The sequence below is a fragment of the Parafrigoribacterium mesophilum genome (assembly GCF_039652555.1).
GTDB classification, from domain to species: Bacteria; Actinomycetota; Actinomycetes; order Actinomycetales; family Microbacteriaceae; genus Parafrigoribacterium; species Parafrigoribacterium mesophilum.
Genome location: NZ_JBDJAF010000002.1, coordinates 329,475 through 346,602 on the forward strand (window position 1 = coordinate 329,475; position 17,128 = coordinate 346,602).

Here is a 17,128-nt window from a genome sequence, read left to right on the forward strand (position 1 = left end):
CCGTGGACATCGTGCCAGAGGGGATCCCGTCGCTGCGCCGCGGCACCCCGGAATATCGTCGGACCAGCCGGGTGCTGTTCGCCGCGGGATTCATGACCTTCGCGATGCTCTACGTCGTGCAGGGCATTCTGCCGGATGTCAGCCGGGACTTCTCCGTCTCACCGGCCGTCGCGAGCCTCACCCTGTCGCTGACCACGCTGCCGTTGGCGGTGGCCGTCATCGTCGCCGCGTCATGGTCGGAGGGCCAGGGTCGTCGCGGAGTGCTCGTGGGCGCGGTGCTGTCCGCCGCGCTGCTCACCCTGGTGGCCTCGATCGTGCCGAGCTTCGGCGCCCTGCTGACCGTTCGGATCCTCACCGGCCTGGTGCTGGCCGGCCTACCGGCCGTGGCGATGGCGTACATCGCCGAGGAGTTCCACCCGTCCGGTTTGGGCACCACGATGGGGTTGTACGTCAGCGGGACTGGCCTGGGTGGGATGAGCGGTCGCCTAGCCGGCGGGCTCATCGCCGGTGCACTCAACTGGCGGGTCGCGATGGCGGTCGTCGGTAGCTTCTGCCTGGCCGGCGGGATCTGGGTGGCGCTGCGGTTGCCGCAATCCCACCATTTCGTGCCGGCGCCCGGCACGATGCGTCAACGACTGGCCGGCATCCGTGGTCCGCTGCGCGACCCGGTGATCATCAGGTTCGCGCTGATCGGTTTCGTGCTGATGGGCGGGCTGGTGTCGTTCTTCAACTACCTGCAGTACCGACTGGTCGCCAGCCCGTTCGATCTGCCGCCCACTCTGGTGGCGCTGGTGTTCGTGCTCTACCTGTTCGGCACCGTCAGCTCCAATTGGATGGGTGGGCTCACCGATCGGCGGGGCCGGCGCAGCATCCTGCTGCTGGGCATGGCCATCATGGCCGCCGGCGCAGTCGTGAGCCTGGTCGACACGCTGCCGTTCGTGCTCGTCGGCACCGCCGCCACGGTGTTCGGCTTCTTCGGCGCGCACTCGGTGATCAGCGGCTGGGTGAGTTCCTGGGGAGCCAGGCAGCGGGCGCAGTCCTCGGCCGTCTACCTCTTCGGCTACCACGTGGGCTCCAGCATCGCCGGTTTCGTCGGCGGATTGTTTTACGCGGCGTTCGGCTGGCCCGGCGAGGTGGGCACGGTGCTCGTGCTCCTTGCGGCCGGCTACGCGATCGCCTTGTCGTTGCCGGCCGGGCGTACCGGAGCTGACGCCGGCCCGGTGTTCACAGGATAATCCCAGGGTATATCCTCGTCTGCGGAGCCCTGTTTGCCGGCCGACGCGATCACAAAAAATGCACGCCGCCGAGTCTCAAGTTCCGGCGGAAATCCCGTCGAACGCCCGACTCTAGAAGAGACACCGATGTCACGTTCTGACACACCCACGCGCGGGCCAGCACGGCCCGGGCCTTACATTCTCGCAGGAATCCTCCTGGCCGCGGGAATCGTTCTTCCACTGCTGGTACCCATGTACGCCAAGAAGGGACCGGAACTGTTCGGGTTCCCCTTCTTCTACTGGTACCAGATCCTCTGGGTCTTCATTGAGGCCGCCCTGCTCTGGGCCACCTACGCGATCGTCACCCGTGAGGACAACCGGCGCCGCGCCGCAGTGCGCACCGATGACGCTGCCACCAAGGGAGGACAGCGATGATCGGCTCCGTTTCGAGCTCCGTTGCCGCGGCAACCACCGGACATCCGGTCCATGGCGTGGCTCTGGCCGTCGTCATCATCATCTTCACCCTCGTCGCCGTCATGGGCTTCATGGCCGTGCGGTGGCGGGTCAAGCCGGAAGAGCGCGGCCTCAAGTCCCTGGACGAATGGGGCCTCGGCGGACGCAGCTTCGGTAACTGGATCACCTGGTTCCTGCTCGGCGGCGACCTGTACACCGCCTACACGTTCATCGCCGTCCCGGCCGCCATGTACGGCACCGGATCGGTCACCGGGTTCTTCGCCGTGCCGTACACGGTCGTGCTGTACCCGATCGTGTTCCTGCTGATGGCGCGCCTGTGGTCGGTCTCACACCGCCACGGCTACGTCACTCCGGCCGACTTCATCAAGGGCCGCTACGGCAGCAAGCCGCTGTCCGTCGCGATCGCCGTCACCGGCATCCTGGCGACCATGCCGTACATCGCGCTGCAGCTCGTCGGCATCAAGGCGGTGCTCTCCGTGCTCGGTCTGGGCAGTGGTGAGAACTGGTTCATGGCCGACCTACCGCTGATCATCGCGTTCGCCGTGCTCGCCGCCTACACGTACACCGCGGGCCTGCGCGCCCCGGCGACCATCGCCGTGGTGAAGGACCTGCTCATCTATCTCGCCATCGTGGTCGCCATCATCTGGCTGCCGTCGCACATGGGCGGCTGGGGAGCGATTTTTGACTCCGCGGAGACGAAGATGGCCGCGGTCAACCCGGCGACGCAGAAGGCGGTCGGCTCGATCATCCCGGGGGCGACCAGCTTCAACGCATACTGGACGCTCGCGCTCGGCTCGGCCATGGCGCTGTTCATGTACCCGCACACCATCACCGGCGTGCTGGCCACCAAGAGCCGCAACACGATCCGCCGCAACGCGGTCGTCCTGCCCCTCTACACGGTGATGCTCGGCTTCCTCGCGCTGCTCGGTTACGTCGCCATCAAGGCCGGCACCGTGCCGATGGGCGTGGACGGCAAGATCAACCCGCAGCTCATCGTGCCGCAGTTGTTCCTGGACAACTTCCCGGCCTGGTTCGCGGGAGTCGCCCTGGCGGCAATCGCGGTCGGCGCTCTGGTGCCTGCGGCGATCATGTCGATCGCGGCATCCAACCTGTTCACCCGCAACATCTACCGGGACCTGTTCCGGCCGAACGCGTCGCCGGAGCAAGAGGCGAAGGTATCGAAAGTCACCTCCCTCGTGGTCAAATTCGGTGCGTTGATCTTCGTGCTGATCATGGACCAGTCCGCGGCGATCAACATGCAGCTGCTCGGCGGCATCTGGATCCTGCAGACCTTCCCCTCGATCGTCGCGGGCCTGTACACCAGGTGGTTCCACAAGACCGCGTTGCTCATTGGTTGGGCCGTCGGTATCGGCTACGGCACCTGGGCGGCCTGGAACGTCGTCAACCCGGTGACCCACGCCCACTTCGGCGGATCCGTCGCGGCGATCCCGTTCACCGACATCCCGGTGTACATCGCGATCACCGCGTTCGTCATCAACGCCATCGTCGCGGTGGTGCTCACCGTCGTCTTCAAGGCCCTCAAGGTCAAGGACGGCGTCGACAGCACCAACCCGAGCGACTACGGCGCCGACGAGCACGACCCGAAGGTCGCCGACCTGGAGAAGTCCGTGGAGGACGAGCTGCTGGCCGGCAACGACGAGCCGGAGGCTGCCCCGGTTCACTGATCACCAGCTGAGTCGATTCCGGCCGGTTCGCAGTCTTTGCTGCGGGCCGGCCGGTGTCGTCGGGCCAGAAGTTGTCGGCCAGAAGTCGTCGGGCAGGAAGTCGTCAGGCCAGAATCAGATCGGCAGCGCGCTCGCCGATCAGCAGGGTCGGCGCGTGCGTGTGGCCCCGGATGATCGTCGGCATCACCGACGCATCCGCGACCCGCAGGCCCTCCACGCCGCGCACCCGCAGCTGAGGATCGACCACCGACGCCGCATCGGATCCCATTCGACAGGTCCCCACCGGGTGGTACATGGTATGTGCATACTGCTCAGGGGCCGCGACGTACCGTTCCTCCGCGGCCAGGCTGCCGCCGCCCTCCGGCGCGATATAGTCGCCCACCACACCGTGGAACGCCGCAGCGTGCAGGATGCGATCGGCCAGCCGCAGTCCGGCCAGCATCGCGCGTCGATCGGCGCCGTCCGGATCGCTGAGGTACCGCGGATCGATCAGCGGCGCGGCCATCGGATCAGCGGAGGCCAGGCCAACCGTGCCGTGGCTGCGCGGCTGCTCGAGCAGCACCCCGAGGGTGATGCCGCGGCGGCGCAGCAGGTAGTCGATCAGCTGCGCGGGCCGGCCGGCGGCACTGAGACTGCCGCCGGCGACCTCGACGATCAGACCGCTGACCAGGTGGTCGACCAGGTTCTTGCCGACCTCCGTCCGGTCGGCCACCACGTCGATGCCGTGTGCGCGCAATTCGTCGCCGTCGCCGACACCGGACAGCATCAGCAACTGCGGCGAATTCAGCGCACCACCCGCGAGGATCACCTCCTTGGCGACCCGCACCGTGTGACGTATACCGCCGCGGACATATTCGACTGCGGCAGCTCGGCGCGGCCCGTCGCCGGCGCCTCGAAGAGCACTCTGGTCGCCTGGGCGCCAGTGAGCACCGTGAGGTTGCTGCGGTGCCGCACCGGCTTCAGGTAGCCGTCCGCCGCCGAAAAGCGCCGGCCTCGGTGTTGGGTGACCAGCGTCTGCACGAATCCGTCCGGCTGCGCCGAGTTAGGCTCGGCCCGCGGCAGGCCGAGTTCGTCGGTCGCGGCGAGGAACCGGGCGGTGTGTCGGCGTGGGCTGCGCTGTGGCTCGATGTGCATCGTCTGGTCGATGCGGGCGAAGTACGGCTGCAGCTGCCGGTAGCCCCAGCCGGCACCGGCGAGTTCGGCCCACCTGTCGTAGTCCGCGGCATAGCCGCGCACCCACATCATCGCGTTGATGGAGGAGGAGCCGCCGAGCACCTTGCCGCGCCTGCCTCGAGGAGAAGCACCGAGGCATCCGCCCTGGAACTGAGTCGGGCTGCGAGCACGGATCCTGAGGAACCGGCACCCACGATCAGATAGTCGACCACGCCTGGCATGCCGCCTCCTGCCTCCACACTAGGCCAGGCTCCCCCTGTACTGGGGTATAGCAGCACAGGACAACACGCTGTTAGCGTCTAGGAATCACCGGGGGGTTGGTGTTCGACACCGAAAACGCCGTTGCTACTTGGGGGAGTAGCAACGGCGTTTGTTCGTTAAATCCTCGTGCGCGACGTGTGCGTCAGCGGCCGTTGATGCGCGGCAGGATGTGGATCGGGATGAAGAACCCGCCGCACATCGCCAGCAGACCTAAGAAGAAGGTCTCGGGCTGGAAAGCTGAGATTTCGAACGCCAGTCCCATGAGGAACAAGCCCAACAGGAACACCCCGAAGGAGACGACGTAGCCGATAGCTTTCATGCCACCATCCTACCTGTGCGGCACGCGCGCGCTCAACGGCGCGGCGCCGGTCGGGCCGCGGTCCGGCAGTAGCCTGGGTACACCGGCGCACCGATGGCCGGCAGGGTGATCAACATACGAGGAGTTGGCGATGGCCGGCGTTATTCTGGGGCCGGCGTACAAGTCCTTCCCCCCACACAGCTGGGGTGCGGCGCTCGACGACTTTCTCTCGAAGCGTCCCGGCCTGGAGGAATTCGCGACTCCGCTGGTGACGGCCGACGCGAACGCCATGGCGCACAACGTGGCGCTGCTGGCCAGGTGGAGCGCCGCCCGCGGCATCCGGCTCGCCCCGCACGGCAAGACGACCATGGCGCCCGCACTGTGGCGGCAGGTGCTCGACGCCGGAGCGTGGGGGCTCACCCTGGCGACCGGCTGGCAGGTGCAGGTGGCGCGCTCCTTCGGCGTGGACCGCATCCTGCTCGCCAACGAGCTGATCGATCCGGTGGCGCTGCGCTGGCTGGCCGCGGAACGGTGCGCGCATCCGCACTTCGAGTTCTACTGCTGGGCGGACAGCCTCGATGCCGTTCGCGGCATGGAATCGGTATTGGCCGGCCTCGAGCTGCCATCCCCGGTGAACGTGCTGGTGGAGCTCGGCACGCTCCGCGGACGCACCGGCGCCCGGTCGATCGACGCCGCACTGGCGGTCGCGGCCGCCATTGCGGCGTCGCGGAGCCTGAGGCTCGCGGGCGTTGGCGCCTACGAGGGCCCGATCACGCACGACCGCAGCGTCTCAGGCCTGGATGCCATCGGCCGGTATCTGGACGACGTCGTCGACCTCCACCACCGACTGGAGGCCGGCATCGGCTACGCGGGCCTGCGCCCGGTGGTCAGCGCCGGCGGCAGCGCCTACTTCGACCTGGTGGCCCAGCACCTGGCACCGCTGGTGGACTCGGCGACGGTGGTGCTGCGCTCCGGTGCCTACCAGGTGCACGACGACGGGTTCTACCGCGGAATCTCACCGTTTGCGCATGCGCCGGCCGAGCAGCGCTTCCATGCGGCGATGCACGGCTGGGCGCGAGTGCTCTCCCGCCCGGAACCGCGGCTGGCCATCCTCGACGGTGGGCGCCGGGATTTCCCGTTCGACGAGGGGCTGCCAACACCGCAGCGGATCGTCGGCGCCTCCGACGCGGACAGCGCCAGGACGCTCTCCGGCAGCCGGGTGACAAAGCTCAACGACCAGCACACGTTCTTGCAACTGGGTGAGGGCGCCGGCGCCGACGCGCTTCCGGTCGGCAGCGTCGTGCGGTTCGGCCTGTCGCATCCGTGCACGGCGTTCGACAAGTGGCGGCTGATGCCGGTCGTGGACGACGCGTCACTACCGCATCCGAGCGTCGTCGACGCGGTGGAAACCTACTTCTAGGCGACCAGGCGCGGGGCCGCCAGCGGCACCGGCACCGAATGGGTGGCGGCGAGCGATGCGGCGATGTCGCGCGCGATGCTGTCGGCGAAGACTTCGCTGAAGAACGCGTCGTCGTCATCGGGGTGACGCACCGCCACGGCGAAGGAACCGTCGCGGCCGATCGCAGTCGTCAGGCGAGTACGGACTAGCTCGTAGACGAGGTCATGCAGATCCGCCGTGTTGGGCGCGTAGACATCGCGGCCAGCACTCCGGTATTTGGAAAACAGCACCGCGCGCTCCCTTCGGTAAGATCGTGTCCCCATTATGGAGGTCACGGCACCACCGTTTCCGGCCGACACGCCGCAGCCGAGAGGAACTCATTCCCGGCCGTAAACCGCCCGGATTGCCGCCAACTAGCATGGAACCATGGCCGGCGCGATCGATCTGCACACCCACAGCAGCGTGTCAGACGGCACCGAGCCGCCCGCCGAGCTCATCGCCTCCGCCGTGCGCGCCGGCCTGGGCGCCGTGGCCCTCACCGACCATGATTCCAGCGCGGGCTGGCAGGAGGCCATGGCCGCCGCCCGCGGCACGGGACTGACCGTGATCCCCGGGATGGAGCTGAGCACGCAACTGGACGGCAGAAGCGTGCATCTTTTGGCATATCTTTTCGACCCGCTCGATCCCGGCATCCTCGACGAGACGGCCCGGATCCGCGAATCGCGGTTGCACCGGGCGGAGGCCATCGTGAGACGGATCGGGGTGGACTACCCGATTGCCTGGGCCGACGTTCTGGCGCAGACCTCCGACGGCACCACCGTCGGCCGACCACACATCGCCGATGCCCTCGTCGCGTTGGGCATCGTGGCCGACCGTGGCGCGGCCTTCGCCGACATCCTGCATCCGCGCAGCAACTACTTCCAGGCGCACTACGCGCCGAATCCGCTGGACGCGGTGAAGCTGGTGCGCGCGGCGGGCGGTGTGCCGGTGCTCGCCCACCCCGGTACCCGCGGCCGCGATAAAGTCGTGTCCGAGGACAGGCTGGCCGAGCTCGTGGATGCCGGCCTGTTCGGGCTGGAGATCCGACACCGGGATAACACCGACGACGGCAAGGAACGGCTCACCGAACTGGCGGCCCAGTTCTCACTGGCGGTCACCGGTTCCAGCGACTACCACGGCGACGGCAAGTCGAACCGGCTCGGCGAGAACTTCACGGAGCCCGCGGTGCTTGAGCGGCTCATCGCCGCCGGCACCGGCTCCGCACCGTTCTACGGCTGAACGCTACGCGGCCGGAGGCGTGCTGCGACGGGTGCGCTGCCGGGACCGCGGAGTGCGTGAGGTCTCCGGCTTCGACTCGGATGAGCGTTGCCCGGCCGGGGCGCCGGCCGCCGCTGTGCGCTGCGAGCGACCGCCCGAGTGCCGCTGACCGCCCGAGCGGGCCTTGTCGGTGCTCCGCGGCCGCACGGCGGCTGGACCGGCGCCGGGCAGGCGGCCCTTGGCTTCCGCGGGGATGTCCAGGTCCGTGTACAGGTGCGGGGACGACGAGTACGTCTCGATCGGCTCCGGCACGCCGAAGTCGAGCGCTTTGTTGATCAGCGTCCACTTGTGCATGTCGTCCCAGTCCACGAAGGTGACGGCGATGCCGGTCTTGCCGGCCCGGCCGGTGCGGCCGACGCGGTGCAGGTAGTTCTTCTCGTCCTCGGGGATGGTGTGGTTGATCACGTGGGTCACGTCGTCGACGTCGATGCCGCGGGCGGCGACATCCGTGGCCACCATGACGTCCTTCTTGCCGGCCTTGAACGCGGCCATGGAGCGCTCGCGCGCCTCCTGGTTCATGTCGCCGTGCACCGCGGTGGTGTTGAAGCCGCGGTCGTGCAGCTCCTCGGCGAGCTTGGCGGCGGCGCGCTTGGTGCGCGTGAAGATCACGGTTTTGCCGCGACCCTCGGCCTGCAGGATGCGCGCGATGACCTCGTCCTTGTCCAGGCTGTGCGCCCGGTAGACGACGTGCTTGATGTTGGCCTGCATGAGGCCCTCATCGGGATCCGACGCGCGGATGTGGATGGGCCGGTTCATGAACCGGCGGGCGAGCGCCACCACCGGGCCGCGCATGGTGGCCGAGAACAGCATGGTGTGCCTGGTCGGGTTGGTCAACGCGAAGATCTTCTCCACGTCGGGCAGGAAGCCGAGGTCGAGCATCTTGTCGGCCTCGTCGAGCACCATCACCTTGACGTTCTTGAGCGACAGCAGGTGCTGCCCGGCGAGGTCGAGCAGCCGGCCCGGGGTGCCGACGACGACCTGCGCGCCGGCCTTGAGCTGCTCGATCTGGCCCTCGTAGGCCTTGCCGCCGTAGATGGCGACGACCTGGGTGGAGCGGTTGCTGGAGGCCAGCACGAGATCCTCGGCCACCTGCACGCACAGCTCGCGGGTGGGGACGACCACGAGCGCCTTCACGCCGGGCTCTGGATCGAGGCCGAGTTCCTGCAACAGCGGCAGGCCGAAGGCGAGAGTCTTGCCGGTTCCGGTCTTGGCCTGGCCGATGATGTCCTGGCCGGCGAGGCCCATCGGGATGCACTGCGTCTGGATCGGGAACGGTTCAACGATCCCTTCCGCCGCCAGCGCATCCACCATGTCGTGGTCTATGGAGAGATCTGAAAATGTCAAAAGAAGTACTGCCCTGTCATTAGGTGGAGCGGATACGCCCACTTTGTCGTCAGGGCGTAAAACCCCCGTCAGAATAGGGGGACTGAGGCCAGTTTACCCGCCGTAGCTGCGCTGCGTCTGCGAGCGGGCCTCCGATGGCGCGTCGGCTTGTTGCCGTAGGCTATTGGCCGTGGTCAGCTTGTTCGGTCGTCGTCGCGCCATCCGAGGCGGCGCCCCCAAGCCGAAATCGCGTCGCGATACCTCCTCGCTCGTGGTGAACCACGTCGGCCTGCGCGAATTGACCCCGGACATCGCCCGCTACCTCGGTCAGGCCGCCTATCTTCAGCTGTCGATTTTCGAGACGCTGACCGGATGCCTTGAGCCGGCTCCGTCGACAGCCGCGAAAGAGGCGGTCACCAAGATCGCCGCCGTGTCACTGGCCAAGCACCGCGGTCTCGTCGCGGAGATCGAGCGCCGCGGCGATGACCCCGGCACGGTGATGGCGTCGTACTCGCGGCGCATCGACGAGTTCCGCCGCACCACGCTCGGCGCGGACTGGCACGAGACCCTGACCACCTGCTACGTCACCGCGGGCATCCTCGACGAGTTGTTCGTCAGCCTGGCTGAAGGGCTGCCCGGCGACTACCCGGCCAAGATGACAGCGCTGCTGTCCGGGGACGAAGAGTCACAACTTCTCGCCGCCGTGCTTCGTGACGCGATCGAGGCCAACCCGCGGCTGGCGTCCCGGCTGGCCATGTGGGGACGCCGCCTGGTCGGGGACACCCTGCTGATGGCGCGTGCCGCCCTCGCCCTGCCGGAAAATACCGCACCGGATGACGCGCGCCTCGAGCCCGTCTTCACCGAATTGATCGCGGCGCACACGCGCAGGATGGACGACCTGGGCCTGACCGCGTAGAACCGGCTACGCCTTGCTGAGCTTCTCGAACATCCGCTCGTCCGAGGCGGAGCGAACCCGCGCCAGCACCAACCCGATGAGCGCCGACGCGGCAACCGCCGCCGCCAAGGCGATCACCCAGATCCAGCCGCCGTCGAACTTCCAGCCCGCCCAGGTGAGCCCGGCCCACACCACCGCCGTCGCGGCGCCGGCCGCCGCCGGCAGCAGGGCAGCACCGTAGCTGTCCTTGCCCGGCAGCAGGTAGTACACGCCGATCCCGAGGAGCAGGCCCCCCAGGACGACGAACAGCATCTCCATGCTCAGGCGACGAAACCGATGCGGCGGGACTCCTCCGAGCCGACCTCGATGTAGGCGAACGTCGCCATCGGAACAATGAAAATCCGTCCCTTGTTGTCGAGAAGCTTCATGAATTTGGCGCCGGACTCCAGTGCCTCTTGCACAATGTTCTCGACGTCGTTGCCGGACTGCGAGGATTCGAAATTGATCTCGCGGGAAGTATTGATGATGCCGATGCGAATGTCCACGCGCCTAGATTACGACAGAACAGCGGCGGACCGCGCTCCCGTTCACTGTCGGCGCAAGCCGCTAGCGTTCAGACATGAGCAAACTCGACCTGTCCCAGTCGGCGGTGCTCGCCCTGCCGCAGGATGCCTGCGCGGCGGTGCTCGGCGCGCCGGGCACCGGTAAGACCAGCACGCTCATCGAACTCGTGGCGCAGCGGGTGCTCGCGGACGGCTGGCCGCCGGAGGAGGTGCTCGTGCTCACCACCTCCAGGTCCACGGCGACAGCACTGCGCGACTCACTCGCCCTCCGACTGGGCATCGCCACCAGCGGCCCGCTCGCCCGCACCGTCAACTCGATCGCGTTCGATATCGTCGGAAACGACCGGCGGGCCTCCGGCGGCACGCCGCCGCGGCTGCTCACCGGATCGGACCAGGACAGCGACATCGGCCACCTGCTCGCCGGGCACCTCGCCGACGGCACCGGCCCCGACTGGCCCGATCCGCTCGGCCCCGACGTGCGCCGCCTGCGCGGATTCCGCACCGAGTTGCGTGAACTGATGATGCGCGCCACCGAATACGACGTCACGCCGAGCCGGTTGCGCGCCCTCGGACTGCACCACGGGCATCCGGAATGGGTCGCCGCCGCCGACTTCACCGCCGAGTATCTGCAGGTGATGGGCGGCGCCCGGCCCGACCAACTCGACTCCGCCGAGCTGGTGCGTGCCGCCTGCCTGGCGCTGGCGGACGGCGAGCCGGGCGAAACGGTCGCGGCGTTGAAGCTGGTGCTGGTCGACGACCTGCAGGAGGCGACCAAATCCACCGTCAACCTGATCGCCGCGCTGGCTCGCCGGGGGATCGCGGTCGTCGCGTTCGGGGACCCCGATGTCGCCACGAACGCGTTCCGCGGCGGCGAACCGGATGTGCTGGGGCGGCTGGGCGCCGTGCTCGGCCGGCAGGTCAGCACCCTGAACCTGGGAACCGTCTACCGGCACGGTCCGGGCTTGCGCGGCTTCACCCGCGCCATCACCGACCGGATCGGCACGGCCGGCACGGTCGGTCACCGCAGCGCCGGCAGTCTCGGCGCGGCGCGCGCCGAGGCGGTGCTGCGGCTGACCGCCGGCACACCGGCGCGCGAAGCGGCGACGGTCGCTCGCCGGCTGCGGGAGCATCATCTGCTCGGCGGCATCGGCTGGCAGCAGATGGCGGTGATCGTTCGCAGCGGCGCCCAGGTGCCCGCGGTGGCGCGGGCGCTCGCCCTGGCCGACGTGCCGACCCGCACCGCGTCGGGCGGAACCGCGCTGCGCGACCACGGCGCCGCGAGGAACCTGCTGGGCGTTGTCGATGTCGGTATCGGCCGCACGCCGCTGACCCCCGAACGGGCCGGCGAGCTGCTGCTCGGCCCGTTCGGCGGCCTAGACCGGCTGGCGCTGCGCCGGCTGCGTCTGGCGCTGCGCGCCGAGGAACTGGCCGGCGACGGCCGTCGCAGCAGCGACGAACTACTCGTGGATGCACTGTCGGCCCCCGGACGGCTGGCCAGCATCGACTCCCGCGTCGCCCGGAACGCCGACCACCTGGCCGGCACGCTCGCGGAGGTGCGCGCGCTGGCGGCCTCCGGGGGAACGATCGAGGAGTTGCTCTGGCTGGTGTGGAAGCGCAGCGGACTGGCCGACGCCTGGCGCACGCAGGCGCTCGGCACCGGCATCCTCGCGGCGGAGGCCAACAACAACCTCGACGGGGTGCTCGCCCTGTTCACCGCGGCGACCCGGTTCGTGGAACGGCAACCCGACTCCGGCCCGAGCGTGTTCCTCGAGGCGGTGCTCGACGCCGAGGTGCCGGAAGACACCCTGTCGCCCCGCTCCGGCGGCGACAGCGTGCTCGTGACCACACCGTCGGGTGCCATCGGCCTCGAATTCGAGGTGGTCGCCCTGCTCGGGGTGCAGGACGGTATCTGGCCGAACCTCAAGTCCCGCGGGTCGCTGCTCTACCCTCAGGAGTTCGCCCGCGTCGTGAGCGGCCAGCCGGAAGGGATCGACGGACGCAAAGAGGTGCTGCACGATGAACTGCGGATGTTCGCACTCGCCGTGTCCCGCGCCCGAGCGCAGGTCATCGTCTCGGCCGTGGCAAACGACGATGAAGCGGCCAGCGTCTTCTTCGCGCTGCTGCCGCGCGACGCCGCGACCTGCGATCCGGCACCGCTGCCACCGCTGTCGCTGCGCGGACTCACCGGGGCGTTGCGGCGCGAGCTGGCTTCGCCGGCGGATGCCGCCTCGGCGCGCCAGGCGGCATCCGCCCTGGCACGGCTCGCGTCGGAGCAGGTGCCGGGCGCGGACCCTGCGCAGTGGCACGGCACGCTGCCGCTGTCGAGCCTGGAGCCGCTCTTCGACGACGACGAGCCGGTGCCGGTCTCCCCGTCCAAACTGGAATTGTTCGAAGAGTCACCGCTGGACTGGTTCATCCAGTCCGTCTCCGGCGGCAGCTCCAGCACCGCCATGGGAATCGGCACGATCGTGCACTGGGCCATGGAGACCGCCACCGACCCGAGCGTCGACGCGTTGACCGCCGCCATCGAGAGCCGCTGGAACGAGCTCGTCTTCGAGTCGCCCTGGCTCGCGGAACAACAAAAGCGGGCCGCCCGCATCCTCGCCGGCGGCCTGGCCGAATACCTCGGCGACTTCGCCGGTGCCGGCAAGGAGCTGGTCGCCGCCGAAGGAAGATTCACGCTGTCAGTGGGCCGCGCTACCGTGAACGGGTCCATCGACCGCGTGGAACGCTCCCGCGACGGGTCGGTAGTGATCGTGGATCTGAAAACGGGGAACGCCATCACGAGCGCAGACGCCATCAACGCGCATCCGCAACTGGGCGCCTACCAGCTCGCCTACGCCGCCGGCGTGCTCGACGACTTTCTCGGCGAACTGGGGGAGCACCACGGCGGCGGCGCCAAGTTGCTGTACGTCAAGAAGGGCATCCGCGGCAAAGGCTACCGCGAAGGCATCCAGCAGCCGCTGGACGAAGAGCAACTGGAAGGATTCCGCACCCGCATCCGGCAGGCAGCCATCGGCATGGCCGCCGCGCAGTTCCGCGGCAGCGTCGACGTCGACCAGTGGGGTTGGGACACCGCCGCCCGGGCCCTGCACCGGGTGAGAGCCGTGTGCAGTGACTGATTCGCTCACCCTTCCCGCGGCGGCACCGGCCGGCGCCGACCTGCGTGCCACCGACATCGCCGCCGCCATCGGGTTGCCCAGACCCACCGCCCAGCAGGTGGCGATCATCGAAGCCCCGCTCGCGCCCGCCCTGGTCATCGCCGGCGCCGGCAGCGGCAAAACCGAGACGATGGCCAGCCGGGTGCTCTGGCTGCTGGCCACCGGGCAGGTGCGGCCGGGGGAGATCCTCGGTCTCACCTTCACCCGCAAGGCGGCCGGTGAACTGTCCGCGCGCATCCGGGAACGCATCACGCAACTCAGCAGCCACGGGCTGCTGCCGGGTGAGTATGACGAATTCGACCCGCCGGTCGTGGCCACCTACAACTCCTTCGCCAACACGATCTATCGCGACCATGCGCTGCTGATCGGCCGGGAGGCCGACGGGGCGGTGCTGGGCGAGGCGTCCGCGTGGCAACTGGCCAGGACGCTGGTGGTGCGTTCGACCGACAGCCGGCTGCCGGACCTGGAGAAGAGCGTCGACACCGTCACCAAGGCGGTGCTCGCACTCAGTCACGCCCTCAGCGAGAACGTCGCCGACACCGATGCGGTGCGGGAAATGGCGCGCACCTTCGCCGCCGTCGGCGACCTCCCTTCCGGCGGCAAGGGCGATTATGCGCGGGTCGTGGACCTGGCGCGCACCGTCGGCGCCCTTCCGGTGCTCCTCGACCTCGCCGAACAGTTCGCGCACGAGAAGCTGCGCCACGGTTTCGTCGAGTACTCCGATCAGGTGGCGCTGGCCCTGCAGATCGTGCGGACCGTTCCGAAGGTCGCCGCCGAGCACCGGGACCGGTTCAAGGTCGTGCTGCTCGACGAGTACCAGGACACCAGCGTCGTGCAGACCTGGCTGCTGGCGGAACTGTTCCGCGGGCATCCGGTGATGGCCGTCGGCGATCCGAACCAATCGATTTACGGATGGCGCGGGGCCAGCGCCGCGAACCTGGAACAGTTCGGTGGGCAGTTCGCCCAGGGCGACGCGCTGCACTTCTCGTTGTCGACGAGCTGGCGCAACGGCCACGGCATTCTCGCGGTGGCCAACGCCATCGCGCAGCCGCTGGCTGCCCACAGCCGCGTGGGCGTGGAACGGCTCGATGCGTCACCCACCGCGTCGGGCGGGCGAGTGGAGGTGGTGTTCGAGGAAACCCTGCCAGAGGAAGCCGACGCGGTCGCGCTGTGGCTGAAGGAACGGCTGGCCGTGCGCGGTCCGCACGGGAAACTGCCCACCGCGGCCATGCTGTTCCGCGCCCGCAAAACCCAGGGCGTGTTCATCGAGGCCCTGCGCCGCCACGGCGTGCCGTTTCACGTACTCGGAGTCGGCGGTTTGATGGCCGAACCGGAAATCGCCGACCTGGTCTGCGCGCTCACCGTCATCCACGACCCGAACGCCGGCTCGGAGCTGGTGCGACTGCTGTCCGGATCCCGTTGGCGCATCGGCGTGCGGGACCTGCGCGCGCTCAGCCGCCTGGCCAGCAAACTCCGCGACCGCGACTACGCGCAGCGCGCGCTGGACGACCTGGTGAAGCAACGGATGCGTGATTCCGTCGCCGACTCCGAGGGTGCCTCCATCGTGGACGCGCTGGATTTTCTGGCTCATACCGCCCCGTCGCACTCGTTTCTGACCGACTTCACCGAGGTCGGACTGACCCGACTGCGGCAGGCGGGACTCACACTGGCACGGCTGCGCGCCCGCTCCACGCTCGATCTGCTCGACTTCATCACCCTCGTCGAGCAGGACTTTCTGCTCGATATTGAAATCGCCGCGAACGAGTGCCGTCCGCTCGGCTCGGCCAACCTCGACGCCTTTTTCGACGCCGTCAACGGATACCTCGCGGTCAACGAGATCGCCGGACTGGGCGGGTTCCTCAGCTGGCTGCGGGAGGCGGAATGGCGTGATGGGCTCTCGCCGCGCCCGGAGGACGCCGAGCCGGGAACCGTGCAACTGCTGACCATCCACGGCTCCAAGGGTCTGGAATGGGACATCGTCGCGGTACCGCGGCAGGTGGAAAAGGAGATGCCCGCCACCGGCAGGGAGGGTTCCAACGGCTGGCTCGGTTTCGGCACATTACCCTACGAGTTCCGTGGTGACGCGCCCGAGCTGCCGAAGTTCGGGTGGCGACAGGCGGCCAGCCGTAAGGAGCTGTTGGAGCTGAAGGCCGGCTTCAAACAGGAGGTCACGCAGCGCCATGAATTGGAGGAACGCCGGCTCGCCTACGTCGCGGTGACCCGGGCCCGGCATTCCCTGCTGCTCAGCGGATCATTCTGGGCGACCCACACCGCCGCTCGCGGGCCGAGCCCGTTTCTGCTTCCGCTCGCCGCAGACGGCATCCTCGGCGAACTGCCCACTGTCAGCGAGTTCACCGAAAGCCCGCTCGGCGATTCCGCCGACACGATCGTGTGGCCGCTGGATCCACTGGGAAGCCGCCGCACCGTGCTGGAGCGCGCCGCCGAGCTGGTGCGGGACGCGCAACGCGGCCACGCCGTGATTGCGGATGCGCCGGTGCCGGATGCCGGACCGTGGCAGAAGCAACTCGAGCTGCTGCTGACCGAACGCGACCGCGCCGCCCGCCCGGCCCGGGTCGCGCTCCCGGCCCGGGTGCCCGCCTCCCGGTTCAAGGACTACATCACCGATTTCGAGGCCGTCGCGGGAACGCTGGTGCGACCCATGCCGCAGCAGCCGTACCGGGCGACCCGACTGGGGACACTGTTCCACGGCTGGGTGGAGGAGCGGTACGGAATCGGCGGATCCAGCGAGGTGATCGACGTGATCGATTCCGAACTCGACCTGGCGACCGGCGACGACTCGGTGAATTCCGGCGAACTGGCCCGGCTCCAGCAGATCTTCGAACATTCGCCGTGGGCGGCGCTGAAACCGCTCGAGGTGGAGCGGGAGATCCACCTTCCGTTCGCAGGCCGCACCGTGGTGTGCAAGATCGACGCCGTGTACTTCACGGAGGGCCGTTACGAGATCGTCGACTGGAAGACCGGAAAGGCTCCCACCGGCGCCGCGGATGTGCGCCAACGGCAACTGCAATTGGCCCTGTACCGGCTCGCATACGCCCGGTGGAAGAACATCGATCCCGAACTGATCGACGCGGTCTTCTATTTCGTCAGCGACGATCTCGTGGTGCGGCCCGAGCGGCTCTTCGACGAGGCGGAGCTCCTCAACCTCTGGTACGCCACCGTCGGGTGACTCCCGCCGACCGTTAGCGGCCTAGCTGTACTGCCCAGGGACGTTGGTTAACCGGGTGATGGGTGGTTTGGCTCCGATCGCGGTGTGGGGCCTGTGGTGATTGTATTCGTGGAGCCAGGCCGGGAGGGCTGCGCGGCGGGCTGATTCGCTGTTGTAGTGGCGTTTGAACGCCCAGCCG

General features: G+C 68.6%; 17 protein-coding genes. 8 read left to right on the forward strand and 9 right to left on the reverse strand.

Annotated elements, in window-relative coordinates; all coding sequences use genetic code 11:
- Positions 1-2: 2 nt before the first annotated feature.
- From ABFX56_RS11605 to mctP, 3 genes are all read left to right on the forward strand, one after another.
- Positions 3-1,235, forward strand: coding sequence for an MFS transporter (locus ABFX56_RS11605; RefSeq protein WP_346233486.1), 1,233 nt, complete (start codon positions 3-5; stop codon positions 1,233-1,235).
- Between the two features lie 126 nt (positions 1,236-1,361).
- On the forward strand, positions 1,362-1,649 hold the full coding sequence (locus tag ABFX56_RS11610) for a DUF3311 domain-containing protein (protein WP_346233487.1): 288 nt from the start codon (positions 1,362-1,364) through the stop codon (positions 1,647-1,649).
- Positions 1,646-3,373: a monocarboxylate uptake permease MctP gene (gene mctP, locus ABFX56_RS11615; protein WP_346233488.1), complete on the forward strand. Its 1,728-nt coding sequence runs from the start codon at positions 1,646-1,648 to the stop codon at positions 3,371-3,373. The genes ABFX56_RS11610 and mctP overlap by 4 nt, the downstream gene beginning before the upstream one ends.
- Positions 3,374-3,476: 103 nt before the next feature.
- Here mctP and ABFX56_RS11620 read toward each other — a convergent pair whose 3' ends face one another.
- The 4 genes from ABFX56_RS11620 to ABFX56_RS11635 all read right to left on the reverse strand — a co-directional run bounded on the left by ABFX56_RS11620 (position 3,477) and on the right by ABFX56_RS11635 (position 5,126).
- Complete coding sequence (locus tag ABFX56_RS11620; RefSeq protein WP_346233489.1) at positions 3,477-4,199, reverse strand: GMC family oxidoreductase; 723 nt, start codon at positions 4,197-4,199, stop codon at positions 3,477-3,479.
- Positions 4,178-4,648, reverse strand: a complete 471-nt coding sequence (locus ABFX56_RS11625) for a GMC family oxidoreductase N-terminal domain-containing protein (RefSeq protein WP_346233490.1) — start codon at positions 4,646-4,648, stop codon at positions 4,178-4,180. The genes ABFX56_RS11620 and ABFX56_RS11625 overlap by 22 nt, the downstream gene beginning before the upstream one ends.
- Positions 4,615-4,767 carry an NAD(P)-binding protein gene (locus ABFX56_RS11630; protein ID WP_346233491.1) on the reverse strand — a complete coding sequence of 51 codons (153 nt, stop codon included), beginning with the start codon at positions 4,765-4,767 and terminating at the stop codon, positions 4,615-4,617. Before ABFX56_RS11630 ends, ABFX56_RS11625 begins: the two co-directional genes overlap by 34 nt.
- Before the next feature lie 182 nt (positions 4,768-4,949).
- Entirely contained in the window at positions 4,950-5,126 is a 177-nt protein-coding gene (locus ABFX56_RS11635) for a hypothetical protein (RefSeq protein WP_346233492.1), read from the reverse strand.
- 130 nt (positions 5,127-5,256) lie between these two features.
- Here ABFX56_RS11635 and ABFX56_RS11640 point away from each other — a divergent pair, with 130 nt between their 5' ends.
- The gene (locus ABFX56_RS11640) at positions 5,257-6,525 is read left to right on the forward strand and encodes a type III PLP-dependent enzyme domain-containing protein (protein ID WP_346233493.1); all 1,269 of its coding nucleotides are present in this window, start codon (positions 5,257-5,259) and stop codon (positions 6,523-6,525) included.
- Here the strand turns inward: ABFX56_RS11640 and ABFX56_RS11645 are convergent.
- Positions 6,522-6,794, reverse strand: coding sequence for a hypothetical protein (locus ABFX56_RS11645; RefSeq protein WP_346233494.1), 273 nt, complete (start codon positions 6,792-6,794; stop codon positions 6,522-6,524). The genes ABFX56_RS11640 and ABFX56_RS11645 overlap by 4 nt on opposite strands.
- 136 nt (positions 6,795-6,930) lie before the next feature.
- Between ABFX56_RS11645 and ABFX56_RS11650 the strand changes: the two genes are divergently transcribed.
- On the forward strand, positions 6,931-7,782 hold the full coding sequence (locus ABFX56_RS11650) for a PHP domain-containing protein (protein WP_346233495.1): 852 nt from the start codon (positions 6,931-6,933) through the stop codon (positions 7,780-7,782).
- Between the two features lie 3 nt (positions 7,783-7,785).
- On the opposite strand, the gene ABFX56_RS11655 is transcribed toward ABFX56_RS11650, so the two are convergent.
- Positions 7,786-9,165, reverse strand: a complete 1,380-nt coding sequence (locus ABFX56_RS11655) for a DEAD/DEAH box helicase (RefSeq protein ID WP_346233496.1) — start codon at positions 9,163-9,165, stop codon at positions 7,786-7,788.
- Between the two features lie 169 nt (positions 9,166-9,334).
- Here ABFX56_RS11655 and ABFX56_RS11660 point away from each other — a divergent pair, with 169 nt between their 5' ends.
- A complete protein-coding gene (locus ABFX56_RS11660) occupies positions 9,335-10,060 on the forward strand; it encodes a ferritin-like fold-containing protein (protein ID WP_346233497.1) in 726 nt (241 codons plus the stop codon).
- 6 nt (positions 10,061-10,066) lie between these two features.
- Here the strand turns inward: ABFX56_RS11660 and ABFX56_RS11665 are convergent, their stop codons facing one another.
- Both ABFX56_RS11665 and ABFX56_RS11670 read right to left on the reverse strand, forming a co-directional pair.
- Positions 10,067-10,357, reverse strand: a complete 291-nt coding sequence (locus ABFX56_RS11665; RefSeq protein WP_346233498.1) for a hypothetical protein — start codon at positions 10,355-10,357, stop codon at positions 10,067-10,069.
- Between the two features lie 2 nt (positions 10,358-10,359).
- On the reverse strand, positions 10,360-10,584 hold the full coding sequence (locus ABFX56_RS11670) for a DUF3107 domain-containing protein (RefSeq protein ID WP_346233499.1): 225 nt from the start codon (positions 10,582-10,584) through the stop codon (positions 10,360-10,362).
- A 74-nt stretch (positions 10,585-10,658) separates the two neighbouring features.
- On the opposite strand from ABFX56_RS11670, the gene ABFX56_RS11675 reads away from it, so the two are divergent.
- Both ABFX56_RS11675 and ABFX56_RS11680 read left to right on the forward strand, forming a co-directional pair.
- Positions 10,659-13,724, forward strand: coding sequence for an ATP-dependent helicase (locus tag ABFX56_RS11675; RefSeq protein WP_346233500.1), 3,066 nt, complete (start codon positions 10,659-10,661; stop codon positions 13,722-13,724).
- Positions 13,717-16,950: an ATP-dependent helicase gene (locus ABFX56_RS11680; RefSeq protein WP_346233501.1), complete on the forward strand. Its 3,234-nt coding sequence runs from the start codon at positions 13,717-13,719 to the stop codon at positions 16,948-16,950. Before ABFX56_RS11675 ends, ABFX56_RS11680 begins: the two co-directional genes overlap by 8 nt.
- Before the next feature lie 21 nt (positions 16,951-16,971).
- On the opposite strand, the gene ABFX56_RS11685 is transcribed toward ABFX56_RS11680, so the two are convergent.
- The coding region (locus tag ABFX56_RS11685; protein ID WP_346233515.1) for an integrase core domain-containing protein at positions 16,972-17,128 on the reverse strand (157 nt) is incomplete at its 5' end.

Excerpts from the sequence above, each read along its gene's own strand:
- ABFX56_RS11610 (WP_346233487.1), top strand. The coding sequence starts at position 1,362 with ATGTCACGTTCTGACACACCCACGCGCGGGCCAGCACGGCCCGGGCCT.
- mctP (WP_346233488.1), top strand. The coding sequence starts at position 1,646 with ATGATCGGCTCCGTTTCGAGCTCCGTTGCCGCGGCAACCACCGGACAT.
- ABFX56_RS11630 (WP_346233491.1), bottom strand. The coding sequence starts at position 4,767 with ATGCCAGGCGTGGTCGACTATCTGATCGTGGGTGCCGGTTCCTCAGGA.
- ABFX56_RS11635 (WP_346233492.1), bottom strand. The coding sequence starts at position 5,126 with ATGAAAGCTATCGGCTACGTCGTCTCCTTCGGGGTGTTCCTGTTGGGC.
- ABFX56_RS11640 (WP_346233493.1), top strand. The coding sequence starts at position 5,257 with ATGGCCGGCGTTATTCTGGGGCCGGCGTACAAGTCCTTCCCCCCACAC.
- ABFX56_RS11650 (WP_346233495.1), top strand. The coding sequence starts at position 6,931 with ATGGCCGGCGCGATCGATCTGCACACCCACAGCAGCGTGTCAGACGGC.
- ABFX56_RS11665 (WP_346233498.1), bottom strand. The coding sequence starts at position 10,357 with ATGGAGATGCTGTTCGTCGTCCTGGGGGGCCTGCTCCTCGGGATCGGC.
- ABFX56_RS11675 (WP_346233500.1), top strand. The coding sequence starts at position 10,659 with ATGAGCAAACTCGACCTGTCCCAGTCGGCGGTGCTCGCCCTGCCGCAG.